The following is a 12,063-nucleotide window of genomic DNA, read 5'->3' on the forward strand; positions in this document are numbered from 1 at the left end:
GAACGGATCGACGAAAAACGGATCTGGCATCTCGCCAAACTTTTCAGCCCATGACAGAGAAAACGAAAAACACAAGATATTGTGTTTCCGCTCACAGTCCAAAAATCCTTTTCCAGCCCGGCGAATTCCTCTGCACCGGCTACAAACGGCCTGAGCCAAGCATGGCGCGGCCTGCGCCAAAATACCCTCCTGCCACCCACAAAAGACTCACACTTTATCCACAGGTTACCCCCATCGCTCCGCCTTGCATTGGTCCCGGCAGCGCACTATCTTGTATCGCAACCAAGCCAGACCCCTACATATAGGGATATAGACCGGGAGCCGGCCACTTCGCAAGCCCTCTGGGAATTCCAGTTCGGGGACTTTTCCGCCCGATCTCCCACACCGACAGATTCATGCTCAGCCAGCCGCCCATGCGGCTGGAATTGCTTTCGGCGCAGGGTACGCGTCGGGCTCAGGGAGTATGCCGCCAGCAGCGCATACACTAGATATTGTGGTTCAGGCGCAAACAGCGAAACCATTTTCGACCGACCAGGAGGACGCCTGCCGCAGCCATCCATCCGTCGCCACCCACACCGGGGCCAGCGGTGGGCGGATCGCTGCGTCAGGCGCCCAAGCAGACACTTTTCAAAATGGAGGACCTTCATGCATATCGACGCCACTCGCGAAAACCAGTCGCCCGGCGCACCGCAGGCCGCTGAGTCGACCCCGGATCTGGCCGCCACCGCGCCCGGCCAGCTGCGTGTGATCAAGCGCAACGGCACCGTCGTTGCCTACACCGACGACAAGATCACCGTGGCCATCACCAAGGCGTTTCTCGCAGTGGAAGGCGGCACCGCCGCCGCCTCGTCGCGCATCCATGAAACCGTCGCCCGCCTGACCGAGCAGGTCAGCACCACCTTCAAGCGGCGCATGCCCTCCGGCGGCACCATCCACATCGAGGAGATCCAGGACCAGGTGGAACTGGCGCTGATGCGCGCCGGCGAGCACAAGGTCGCCCGCGACTACGTGATCTACCGCGAAGCCCGCACCCAGGAGCGCAAGCGCGCCGCCGCCGTCCAGGAAGTCGCCCAGCCGCACCCGAGCATCCGCGTCGCCCGCGCCGACGGCGTCCTCGTCCCGCTGGACATGGGTCGCCTGGACACCATCATCGGCGAGGCCTGCGAGGGCCTGGCCGAGGTCGATGGCGGGCTGATCCAGAAGGAAACCCTGAAGAACCTCTACGACGGCGTGGCCGAGAAGGACGTCAACACCGCCCTGGTGATGACCGCGCGAACCCTGGTCGAGCGCGAGCCGAACTACTCCTACGTCACCGCGCGCCTGTTGATGGACACCCTGCGCGCCGAAGCCCTGGGCTTCCTCGGCGTCGCCGAGTCCGCCACCCACCACGAGATGGCCGACCTCTACGCCAAGGCCCTGGCGGTGTACGTCGAGAAAGGCATCGAGTTCGAATTGCTCGACCCGAAACTGCAGGGCTATGACCTGGCCCGACTGGGCGCCGCGATCGATCACGAGCGCGACCAGCAGTTCACCTACCTCGGCCTGCAGACCCTCTACGACCGCTACTTCCTGCACAAGGGCGGCATCCGCTTCGAGCTGCCGCAGGTGTTCTTCATGCGCGTCGCCATGGGCCTGGCCATCGAGGAGCCGCAGAAGGAAGCGCGCGCCATCGAGTTCTACAACCTGCTGTCGTCCTTCGACTACATGGCCTCCACGCCGACCCTGTTCAACGCCGGCACCCTGCGCCCACAGTTGTCCTCCTGCTACCTGACCACGGTGCCGGACGACCTCTCCGGCATCTACAGCGCCATCCACGACAACGCCATGCTGTCCAAGTTCGCCGGCGGCCTGGGCAACGACTGGACCCCGGTGCGCGCGCTCGGTTCCTACATCAAGGGCACCAACGGCAAGAGCCAGGGCGTCGTGCCGTTCCTCAAGGTGGTCAACGACACGGCCGTAGCGGTCAATCAAGGAGGGAAACGCAAGGGCGCGGTCTGCTCCTACCTGGAGACCTGGCACCTGGACATCGAGGAGTTCCTCGAACTGCGCAAGAACACCGGCGACGACCGCCGCCGCACCCACGACATGAATACCGCCAACTGGATTCCCGACCTGTTCATGAAGCGGGTGTTCGAGGACGGCCCCTGGACCCTGTTCTCCCCGTCCGACGTGCCGGACCTGCACGACCTCACCGGCAAGGCCTTCGAGGAGCGCTACGAGTACTACGAGGCGCTGACCCAGTACGGCAAGCTCAAGCTGTTCAAGACCATCGCCGCCAAGGACTTGTGGCGCAAGATGCTCTCGATGCTGTTCGAGACCGGCCACCCCTGGCTGACCTTCAAGGACCCGTGCAACCTGCGCAGCCCGCAGCAGCACGTCGGTGTCGTGCACAGCTCCAACCTGTGCACCGAGATCACCCTGAACACCAGCGCCGACGAAATCGCCGTGTGCAACCTAGGCTCGGTGAACCTAGTCAACCACATCGCCGACGGCAAGCTGGATGTCGAGAAACTGGCGCGCACCGTGAAGACTGCTGTGCGCATGCTGGATAACGTCATCGACATCAACTACTACTCGGTGCCCCAGGCGCGCAACTCCAACCTCAAGCACCGCCCGGTCGGCCTCGGCATCATGGGCTTCCAGGACGCGCTGTACCTGCAGCACCTCCCCTACGGCTCCGACGCGGCCATCGCCTTCGCCGACCAGTCGATGGAAGCCATCAGCTACTATGCCATCCAGGCCTCCTGCGACCTGGCCGAGGAGCGCGGCGCCTACTCCACCTTCGACGGCTCCCTGTGGTCCAAGGGTATCCTGCCGCTGGACTCGCTGGACATCCTCACCGAGCAGCGCGGCGCCAAGTACATCGAGGTTGACCGCAGCAGTACCTTCGACTGGGCGCCGCTGCGCGAGCGCGTGAAGCAGGGCATGCGCAACTCCAACATCATGGCCATTGCGCCGACCGCGACCATCGCCAACATCACCGGCGTGTCGCAGTCCATCGAGCCGACCTACCAGAACCTCTACGTGAAGTCGAACCTCTCCGGCGAGTTCACCGTGATCAACCCCTACCTGGTCCACGACCTCAAGGCGCGCGACCTGTGGGATCCGGTGATGGTCAACGACCTCAAGTACTACGACGGCTCCGTGCAGCACATCGAGCGCATCCCGCAGGACCTCAAGGACCTCTACGCCAGCGCCTTCGAGGTGGAGACCAAGTGGATCGTCGAGGCCGCCAGCCGCCGGCAGAAGTGGATCGACCAGTCGCAGTCGCTGAACCTGTACATCGCCGGCGCCTCGGGCAAGAAGCTCGACGTGACCTACCGCATGGCCTGGTTCCGTGGCCTGAAGACCACCTACTACCTCCGCGCCCTGGCCGCCACCAGCGCCGAGAAGTCGACCATCACCACCGGCAAGCTCAACGCCGTGTCCGCAGGTGTAGACGAGAGCCTGTCCGCCGCCGAGCCCCAGCCGGCGCCGGTGCCGCAGGCGTGCTCCATCGACAACCCCGACTGCGAAGCTTGTCAGTGACAGGTGCCGCACGAATCTGAGCGGCGCCCGCGTTGTTGCCGGCCCGCCCGCCCCCGGTCACGTACTTCAGTACGCTCCCGGGGCCGGGCAACCCGGCGCCTAGCGCTCACTCGCTCAGCTTCGCGCTGGTACGGAGATGACTGACTTCGACGCCCTCTCCCCCAAGGGAGAGGGCCAGGGAGAAGGCGAAGCCAACGCCCCGCTCCCCCAAATTCCGCGCCTCCCGTCCATCGCGGGAGGCCATCCGACTTGCACCGACCGGCCCGCCCGGTCCCGACCAGGAGAACCCGCCATGCTCAGCTGGGACGAATTCGATCAACCCGAAGAAGGCGCCGCCGCCAAGCCGGCCGCTGCCGCGCAACCGCAGGCTGCCATGAGCCTGGAGCGCCTGGACAGCGTCGGCGATGCCGCCGCCCACGAGGCCCGCGCCGTCACCGCCGACGACTCCGACGCAGTGGCCCGCGCCAAGGCCGCCCTCAACGAACTGGACGTGCGCGAAGGCCTGGAAGACCTCGAAGGCGCAGCGGCGCGCGTGCGCGTCGACGAGAAGCGCATGATCAACTGCCGTGCCGACCTCAACCAGCTCGTCCCCTTCAAGTACGACTGGGCCTGGCAGAAGTACCTCGACGGCTGCGCCAACCACTGGATGCCGCAGGAAGTCAACATGAACGCCGACATCGCCCTGTGGAAGAGCCAGGACGGCCTGACCGAGGACGAGCGGCGCATCGTCATGCGCAACCTCGGCTTCTTCTCCACCGCCGACTCGCTGGTCGCCAACAACCTGGCGCTGGCCGTATACCGCCTGATCACCAACCCCGAGTGCCGCCAGTACATCCTGCGCCAGGCCTTCGAGGAAGCCATCCACACCCACGCCTACCAGTACTGCATCGAATCGCTGGGCATGGACGAGGGCGAGATCTTCAACATGTACCATGAGATCCCGAGCGTCGCGAAAAAGGCGTCCTGGGGCCTCAAGTACACCCGCTCGATCTCCGACCCGACCTTCGACACCGGCACCCCGGAAACCGACCGCCAGCTGCTGCGCAACCTGATCGCCTACTACTGCGTGCTGGAAGGCATCTTCTTCTATTGCGGCTTCACCCAGATCCTCTCCATGGGCCGTCGCAACAAGATGACCGGCACCGCCGAGCAGTTCCAGTACATCCTCCGCGACGAGTCCATGCACCTGAACTTCGGCATCGACATGATCAACCAGATCAAGATCGAGAACCCGCACCTGTGGGACGCCGAGATGAAGGACGAAGCGACCCAGATGATCCTCCAGGGCACCCAGCTGGAAATCGAATACGCCCGCGACACCATGCCCCGCGGCGTGCTCGGCATGAACGCCGCGATGATGGAGGACTACCTCAAGTTCATCGCCAACCGCCGCCTGAGCCAACTCGGCCTGCCGGAACAGTACCCGGGCACCACCAACCCCTTCCCGTGGATGAGCGAGATCATGGATCTGAAGAAGGAGAAGAATTTCTTCGAGACGAGGGTCATTGAATATCAGACTGGGGGGGCGTTGAGTTGGGATTGATTCTGGCTACGGACTTCCAAAGAAAAACAGAACGCTTTACCTGAAAGGAATGTTTGGGGCAGCGAGTAGAAAGACCGAAGCCCCGCCTTGTGCGGGGCTTTTTATGGACTCTGCAGAGGTTAGAGCATGAGCGTCACACCAAGAGGAATGAGCATACAAGAAGCCTATCGCGAATACACCGATGGGAACTTCATAGTAAACCGTCAATACCAGCGCAAACTCGTCTGGACTACGGAAGAGAAAAGAAAGCTAATAGACAGCATTCTACAAGGCTACCCAATACCTTTAATTCTTCTAGCAACAACAATCAACGAAGATGGCATAAAGAGCTTCGAAATTATCGACGGAATGCAGCGCTTAAACGCTGTATTTTCTTACATTGAAAACAATTTCCATATAGATGGAAAATACTTCAACGTAGAGCAGCTTGCCAGAGCCAAGCAACTAGCTGAGCGAGGAGAAATCCAAGCAAAGCGAAACACTGAAGAGCTACTAGACGATCATTCATGTGCTCGCCTTCTTGAGTACACATTTGCGGTAACTGAATTCCCTGCTGTAGATCCCAACGCAGTCAACGAAGTCTTTGGTCGAATAAACGCGTACGGAAGACAACTGAGTGCCCAAGAAAAACGTCAAGCTGGAATAATATCACCCTTCGCCAATTTCGTCCGAGAAGTAGCTGCAGAATTACGTGGAGATGCCTCGTCAAACTTCCTAAACTTATCAGCAATGCCACAGATAAGCGTTGACATAAATGGCGACGACCTCGAATACGGGGGTTCATGCTGAAAACACTTTCTGGTGCAAGCAAGGGATCCTAAGAAAAAACCAACTAAGAGAAGCAGAGGACGAACAGTTTCTTGCTGACCTAGCAATATCTATCCTTGAAGAACAGCCTTTCGGCTTTAGCGGTTCAGCTCTCGACGAATATTACTCACTTGAAACCGAAGCATATCGATCAATCAATGTCAAAATCCATGCCTATGGTGCTGATGCTCTAAAGAACGCGATAACAACTACAATATCGGTTATCCGAGAAACCGTTGAATTCGTTGACAACTCGCCAAACGCACTGCGCAGAACAATTCATCCTGATGCCGGAGCAAATCCAATAAAAACTGGATTCTATGCGATTTTCATGGCTTTCTATGATCTGTGTTTCAAAGAGGGAAAATCCCCATTCAATAGCCAAGGGATAATGGACGCTTTACAAAACCTCCAAAATCGTTTGCACGTCGCCGCAGGACAAATACGTTCAGCTCCAAGAATACAAAACATTGCAGTCACGAAAGGCCTAATACAAGCCTATTTTGAAGAGCAGCAACCTGGGATAGCACATCAAGGGGCTGGCTTAGCGATACGTTTCGAAAACGCGCTAAGGCGATCAAAAATTGAAACCGCAACCTATGAATGCAAACAAGGACTTGTATCTCTTGACGACAAACGACTACTAAACAACGCCCTACTCGACAGATTAATTGAAACAGCATGCGGAATCGCAAATGCCGGACCAAATTCATCTGGAGCCATTTTCATAGGCGTTGCGGATAGTGAAGCTCAGGCAAAGCGAATCGAAGAACTCGACGGAGTTCCACCCCTTAAGGTTGGCAACAGGTATGTCGTTGGCATCGATCGGGAAACCCACCACATTGAGACCAGCATAGAAGAATATAAGAAAAAAGTGGTTAGACACTTCTCTAAATCTCAACTGAGCGAACCCCTGCGCTCAGCCATATTGGGAACAATCGACTGCATCGACTACCGTGGCCGCGCCGTTATATGTATATGGATTCCACCACAAAAACAAATTTCCGACGTAGCAGATACAATTTTTTCCCGTGAAGGCTCATCTACTATTCGAGTCGAGGGGTTCCGGGCATCACAAGCAATTGCCGCTCGCTTTCAGTGATAAAGCGAGTAGCCCGGACGCCCCCGGTGGAAAATCGCTTCGCGAGTTTTCCACCCTACGCGGAGTTGCGGCCACGTAGGGTGGACAACGGCGCAGCCTTGTCCACCAATCAGGCAGGCAGCGGCCCACAAGATCAGCTCCGTAAGGTGGACAACGCTCCGCTTATCCACCGAGCATGGCCATGGCAGGCACGAGGCTCAGGGAGGCAGCCCATGTCCAACTACCGCCGCGCCCGCGTGCCGGGGGCGACCTACTTTTTCACGGTGAACCTGCGCGATCGGCGCAGCGACCTGCTGGTGCGGGAGGTGGACCTGCTGCGCGCCACGGTACGGGCGACCAAGGCGCATCATCCCTTCCACATCGATGCCTGGGTGGTGCTGCCGGAACACATGCACTGCATGTGGACGCTACCGCCGGGCGACAGCGACTTCGCCCTGCGCTGGAAGGTCATCAAATTCGCCTTTTCCAGACGCCTGCCGGATGACGAGACGCGCACGGCCACACAGGCCGCCCGTGGCGAACGCGGCATCTGGCAACGGCGCTACTGGGAACACCTGATCCGCGACGACCTCGACTACCAGCGGCACTTCGACTACATCCACTACAACCCGCTGAAACACGGCCACGTCAAGCGGCTGGTGGACTGGCCCTATTCGAGCTTTCATCGGGCCGTGACGACAGGTATCTACCGCACGGACTGGTGCGTCGAGCCAGCGCATGAGCGTGGCGCTTACGGGGAATGAGCGCTCTGGTGGAAAACGCTGCGCGGTTTTCCACCCTACGCCCTGTCTTCGTAAACCTGTGGCTAACCTCTCAGCGAGGTAGCCTGTACCTCCCCCGGTGGAAAATCGCTGCGCGAGTTTTCCACCCTACGCAGAGCACGGCTCCGAGCGGCGGCGAGAAGCCCCCTAGCCTGGAACGGCTTATCGCTTCACGCAGACAAACAAGGCATTCCCGGAGGTTCCGCTCCAGGGAATGAGCTTTTCGTAATCATGCTCGAACACATGAACCTCGAAGTACGGTTGCAGAAGCGTCTGCAACTCGTCGAAGCCCACCGCGACCATGGGGTGTTCGTCGTGCCACACCTGGGTTTCGCCCGCCACGCTTCGTTCGATACGCAGTTTGAGCGACTGCCGCTCGCCCTGGCCGGCGTAGTTCCAGCCGGAACTGAAGCGGAACAGGCCGTCATCGTGCCGTGCGGTGTGCGTCACGAATGAAGCGTTGTCGATCCGGTGCTTGTCGACCGCGTTGAAGCAGAAGAGCCCGTTGGCGGCCAGTGCACGGTGCGCGCTGGCGATGCATGCCTTCAGCCTGTCGATTCCGCCGCTGTAATGGATGGAATACAGAAAGCAGGTGATCAGGTCCTGCGGCTCGTCCACCGTGAAGGCGCACATATCCTGGCGGGAGAATTGCGCCTCCGGACAACGCATGACGGCGCGGTCCAGCATCGGCTGGTTGATGTCGAGGCCACTGCCCGAATAGCCGGCATCGATGAAATGGCGGACATGCGGCCCGGTTCCACAGGCCAGATCAAGATGCCGGCGCCCGCCATTGCCGAACAGTTGCTGCAGCCGGTGAACGCAGTGGCTTTGCGCCTGGTAGTCGATATCGGCGCACATCAGGTCGTAATAACCGGACAAGTCGTTATAAAGGGCATTGCCGGACATGATGGCCTGATGTTCCAAGCGGAGCGTGGGGGCGCGCATCATAGCCCAACCCGGGCATGGGAGGCATTTTGATCGATCCCACCCCGCCCCATGACGCAAAGCGTCACCCACCCGGCTCCCACGCAGGAGCGTGGGAGCCATCGGGGATCGGGAGTCGGGGATCGGCTTCTGCACGGTGAACCGATCGAATGATCGTTGATCGTTCCCACGCTCCCGCGTGGGAACGCCCGCCCGGACGCTCCGGCGTCCTTGCATGGGGTACAAGGAGGCACCCATGGGCCGCAGCCGCTATGTGATTACCGAACCGGACCTTCCGCACTTTCTCACCTGCACGGTGGTGGAGTGGCTGCCGCTATTCAGCCGCCCCGCCCTGGTCGACATCCTGCTGAGCTGCTGGCGCTACCAGCAGCAGCACCAAGGCCTGCGGCTCTACGGCTACGTGGTGATGGAGAACCACCTGCACTACCTGGCGCAGGCCGGGGACCTGCCCCGCTGCGTGGCCAGCTTCAAGTCCTTCACCGCCCGCCGGATCGTCGAGCACCTGCAAAGCATCGGCGCAGCACAAGCGCTGGATCGGCTGCGGGCGGGCAAGAAGACGCACAAGCACGACCGAGATTTCCAGTTCTGGCAGGAGGGCAGCCATGCGGAGCTGGTGTGCAGCGAGGCGGTGATGCGCCAGAAGCTGGACTACATCCACCACAACCCGGTACGGCGCGGCTATGTGGAACGGCCGGAACACTGGCGCTATTCCAGTGCGAGGAACTATGCGGGAGCGCCGGGGCTGCTGGAGATTGCGGACTGGAGCTGAGGGGAAATGCGCGTTCCCACGCGGGAGCGTGGGAACGATCACCGAGCGAGGCAGCAGCTCAGCGGCAATTGCCGGCGCAGTTTCCCCGGGCGCAGGCCGGGGGTTCCGGGTTCTTCAGTGCCCGGCTGTTGACCACGCCGGCTGCGCTCATCAGCTTGGTTACCGGCGCATCCTCCGGGATCGATGGGTCTTCCGCCAGCGCGCTGGCGGCGCGCAGTTCGCCCCAGGTTTTCGGGCTCAGGGCCATCGGATGCTGGACTTCATATACCTGACCGTTGGCTTCGCAACGGTAATCGTAGGTCGGCATGGGTATTTCTCTCGCGGTTGATGCGTGCATCGGCAATCTGCGGCAGCCAGCCTGAACGGCAGGAACCGGCCGCCATGCCCCCTTCCCGTGCTGGAGAGGGGTGGACAGGGCAGGATTGTACGCCGCACAGGGCGGCGTAGCCCAGTGACACCGAGGCAGACAACCGTGCAGCAAGTAGCTCGGACATCCCCGGTGGAAAACCGCTGCGCGAGTTTTCCACCCTACGCGGGGTGTCGGGTTCCGTAGGGTGGACAACGCTTCGCTTGTCCACCAACCAGACAGGCAAGATCCATCACAGCGGCAAAACCCGTCACACCGGCTTCAGCTCCAGCAACACGAACCCGCACACGATGCCGGCCAGGGCAATCAGGTAACCGATCCGATAGGCACGATTCTTCTGTGCCTGGCGGACGGGGTCCAAGGGTTTCTTCTTTCTCACAAATCCACCTGCATCTCGATGAAGTCAAAGCGAATACGCAGCGACCAGCGGCTCTCGCGAGCCGGCGGCGGCCACCTCGACGGCAGGCAGGCCCGCCCTGCGCGACGCGGCCTTTTGTAGGGCGGACAAGCCGGCTTGTCCAGCCCGGCGAATCCCATTCCCTCCCCGCATGCCTCATGATGCCCGCCCTAGCCTGCACGGCATTCCCGGTGGAAAACCGCTGCGCGGGTTTTCCAGCCTACGCGGGGTGTCGGGCTGCGTAGGGTGCCGGGGGCGACCTGGTTTTTCACCGTGAACCTGCGCGACCGACGCAGCGACCTGCTGGTGCGGGAGGTGGACCTGCTGCGCGCCACGGTGCGGGCGACCAAGGCGCGCCATCCCTTCCACATCGATGCCTGGGTGGTCCTGCCGGAGCACATGCACTGCCTGTGGACCCTGCCGCCGGGCGACAGCGACTTCGCCCTGCGCTGGAAGGTCATCAAGTTCGCCTTCTCCCGGCGCCTGCCAGACAACGAGACGCGCACGGCCGCACAGGCCGCCCGCGGCGAGCGTGGCATCTGGCAACGGCGCTACTGGGAACATCTGATCCGCGACGACCGCGACTATCGGCGGCACTTCGACTACCTGCACTACAACCCGGTGAAGCACGGCCATGCGGCCCGGGTGGCGGACTGGCCCTGGTCGAGCTTTCACCGGGCGGTGCGGGATAGGATCTATCCGCCGGACTGGACGGGTGGCGGAATCGATGGAGAACAGGGACGGTGGGGTGAGTGATGCGGGAGTCCCCTTGGCGATTGCGCGGTGGACCTGATGCGAGGCCGAAGCATCGCAGGGGCTTTCCCGCGTGCAAGCGCGGGAACGATCATTCCACGCGGGCAGCCGCATCCGGCGCCCGCCATCGCCAGGACTCGCCCGGCGGATCGCTACATCAGCGAGTCGATCAGCAGGGCGTTGCTGTAGATCAGGCTGCCGTCGCTGGCACGATGGCCGACCAGATGGAACTGCCCGCGCTGGTCCTCCGGCCGCAGGTAGACCCGCAAGTGGCAGTCGGACAGTGGCCCGCATCCGGGCGGAGTGACCAGCTCCAGGGTCCTCCGGTCGACATCGACGAGCACCTCGGCTTCGCCACTATTCTGCAGACGCTCCTCGGCCTGCTCCAGCTTCACGCGGTCGTCGCCGCTGATATAGAAGTGGATCAACCCCTGGGGAACCGATTTCTCGGTAGAGCTGGCCTTGCACCAGCTCTCGATCTCGAAGCTGCTCATCGCGCGTTCTCCCGAGCCGACTAGAAAGACAGGCCCCATGCCCACCCTTCAGCATAGCCAAGTGGGCATCATCCTCGCGGCCGCTCGCCCACCTCGTCCTCCGCCGCCATGCCGCGGCATCCGGACCTCCAAGACGGGCAAGGCTCTGGCTCTGCCTGTTGGCCTGATCCCTCCCTTGATCGTTCCCACGCTCCCGCGTGGAAACGCAGCACCGGACGCTCCAGCGTCCATGCACGGGACTCAAGGAGCGAGAGCCTGGACATCCCGCCGGCGCAGCGATCGGCTGGTACGCGAGGTCGATCTGCTGCGCGCCACGGGTGCGGGCAACCAGGGCGACGGCATCCCATCCATATTGATGCCTGGGTGGTAATGCCGGAGCGCATGCACTGCCTGTGGCCCCTGCCGGCAGGCGACGGCGACTTCCCCCTGCGCTGGAAGGTCATCAAGTTCGCCCTCCTCAATCGCCTGCCGGATACTTGGAATGCTCTTGCTCCGGTCGCGGTAGGAAAGGCAGTCGCCTGCCTCCCCCCGCACAGATCCGTACGTGCGGCATTACCGCATACGGCTCCTGCCTTGGGTCTTGACGCCAAAGCGGAC

The 12,063-nt window shown here is 61.5% G+C and carries 10 protein-coding genes and 1 pseudogene; 8 read left to right on the plus strand and 3 right to left on the minus strand.

Annotated elements, in window-relative coordinates:
* Window positions 1-645: 645 nt before the first annotated feature.
* The 5 genes from ACYVD0_RS12760 (at window position 646) to ACYVD0_RS12780 (ending at window position 7,723) form a co-directional block, all read left to right on the plus strand.
* Window positions 646-3,528 carry a ribonucleoside-diphosphate reductase subunit alpha gene (locus tag ACYVD0_RS12760; RefSeq protein ID WP_460427150.1) on the plus strand — a complete coding sequence of 961 codons (2,883 nt, stop codon included), beginning with the start codon at window positions 646-648 and terminating at the stop codon, window positions 3,526-3,528.
* A 292-nt stretch (window positions 3,529-3,820) separates the two neighbouring features.
* Complete coding sequence (locus ACYVD0_RS12765; protein ID WP_460427151.1) at window positions 3,821-5,071, plus strand: ribonucleotide-diphosphate reductase subunit beta; 1,251 nt, start codon at window positions 3,821-3,823, stop codon at window positions 5,069-5,071.
* A 126-nt stretch (window positions 5,072-5,197) separates the two neighbouring features.
* Window positions 5,198-5,860 (plus strand): GmrSD restriction endonuclease domain-containing protein, encoded by a 663-nt coding sequence (locus ACYVD0_RS12770; RefSeq protein ID WP_460427152.1) that lies wholly within the window; start codon window positions 5,198-5,200, stop codon window positions 5,858-5,860.
* Window positions 5,826-6,980 (plus strand): hypothetical protein, encoded by a 1,155-nt coding sequence (locus tag ACYVD0_RS12775; RefSeq protein ID WP_460427153.1) that lies wholly within the window; start codon window positions 5,826-5,828, stop codon window positions 6,978-6,980. The genes ACYVD0_RS12770 and ACYVD0_RS12775 overlap by 35 nt, the downstream gene beginning before the upstream one ends.
* Before the next feature lie 212 nt (window positions 6,981-7,192).
* Window positions 7,193-7,723, plus strand: coding sequence for an REP-associated tyrosine transposase (locus tag ACYVD0_RS12780; protein WP_460427154.1), 531 nt, complete (start codon window positions 7,193-7,195; stop codon window positions 7,721-7,723).
* 180 nt (window positions 7,724-7,903) lie between these two features.
* Here ACYVD0_RS12780 and ACYVD0_RS12785 read toward each other — a convergent pair whose 3' ends face one another.
* On the minus strand, window positions 7,904-8,647 hold the full coding sequence (locus ACYVD0_RS12785) for a class I SAM-dependent DNA methyltransferase (protein WP_460427163.1): 744 nt from the start codon (window positions 8,645-8,647) through the stop codon (window positions 7,904-7,906).
* A 274-nt stretch (window positions 8,648-8,921) separates the two neighbouring features.
* Between ACYVD0_RS12785 and ACYVD0_RS12790 the strand changes: the two genes are divergently transcribed.
* On the plus strand, window positions 8,922-9,455 hold the full coding sequence (locus ACYVD0_RS12790) for an REP-associated tyrosine transposase (RefSeq protein ID WP_460427155.1): 534 nt from the start codon (window positions 8,922-8,924) through the stop codon (window positions 9,453-9,455).
* A gap of 58 nt (window positions 9,456-9,513) precedes the next feature.
* On the opposite strand, the gene ACYVD0_RS12795 is transcribed toward ACYVD0_RS12790, so the two are convergent.
* Window positions 9,514-9,762, minus strand: a complete 249-nt coding sequence (locus ACYVD0_RS12795; RefSeq protein WP_460427156.1) for an FmdB family zinc ribbon protein — start codon at window positions 9,760-9,762, stop codon at window positions 9,514-9,516.
* Window positions 9,763-10,456: 694 nt separating this feature from the next.
* On the opposite strand from ACYVD0_RS12795, the gene ACYVD0_RS12800 reads away from it, so the two are divergent.
* A complete protein-coding gene (locus ACYVD0_RS12800) occupies window positions 10,457-10,975 on the plus strand; it encodes an REP-associated tyrosine transposase (RefSeq protein ID WP_460427164.1) in 519 nt (172 codons plus the stop codon).
* Between the two features lie 149 nt (window positions 10,976-11,124).
* Here the strand turns inward: ACYVD0_RS12800 and ACYVD0_RS12805 are convergent, their stop codons facing one another.
* A complete protein-coding gene (locus tag ACYVD0_RS12805) occupies window positions 11,125-11,466 on the minus strand; it encodes a hypothetical protein (protein WP_460427157.1) in 342 nt (113 codons plus the stop codon).
* Between the two features lie 268 nt (window positions 11,467-11,734).
* On the opposite strand from ACYVD0_RS12805, the pseudogene ACYVD0_RS12810 reads away from it, so the two are divergent.
* Window positions 11,735-11,943: pseudogene (locus ACYVD0_RS12810) on the plus strand (REP-associated tyrosine transposase); the annotation flags it as partial.
* Between the last annotated feature and the right edge of the window lie 120 nt (window positions 11,944-12,063).

Source organism: Azotobacter armeniacus (assembly GCF_054779355.1).

What these genes read in the sequence shown, in the direction of transcription:
- ACYVD0_RS12775 (WP_460427153.1), top strand. Translation starts at nt 5,826, where the DNA reads ATGGCGACGACCTCGAATACGGGGGTTCATGCTGAAAACACTTTCTGG.
- ACYVD0_RS12780 (WP_460427154.1), top strand. Translation starts at nt 7,193, where the DNA reads ATGTCCAACTACCGCCGCGCCCGCGTGCCGGGGGCGACCTACTTTTTC.
- ACYVD0_RS12805 (WP_460427157.1), bottom strand. Translation starts at nt 11,466, where the DNA reads ATGAGCAGCTTCGAGATCGAGAGCTGGTGCAAGGCCAGCTCTACCGAG.
- ACYVD0_RS12790 (WP_460427155.1), top strand. Translation starts at nt 8,922, where the DNA reads ATGGGCCGCAGCCGCTATGTGATTACCGAACCGGACCTTCCGCACTTT.
- ACYVD0_RS12795 (WP_460427156.1), bottom strand. Translation starts at nt 9,762, where the DNA reads ATGCCGACCTACGATTACCGTTGCGAAGCCAACGGTCAGGTATATGAA.
- ACYVD0_RS12760 (WP_460427150.1), top strand. Translation starts at nt 646, where the DNA reads ATGCATATCGACGCCACTCGCGAAAACCAGTCGCCCGGCGCACCGCAG.
- ACYVD0_RS12785 (WP_460427163.1), bottom strand. Translation starts at nt 8,647, where the DNA reads ATGTCCGGCAATGCCCTTTATAACGACTTGTCCGGTTATTACGACCTG.
- ACYVD0_RS12765 (WP_460427151.1), top strand. Translation starts at nt 3,821, where the DNA reads ATGCTCAGCTGGGACGAATTCGATCAACCCGAAGAAGGCGCCGCCGCC.
- ACYVD0_RS12770 (WP_460427152.1), top strand. Translation starts at nt 5,198, where the DNA reads ATGAGCGTCACACCAAGAGGAATGAGCATACAAGAAGCCTATCGCGAA.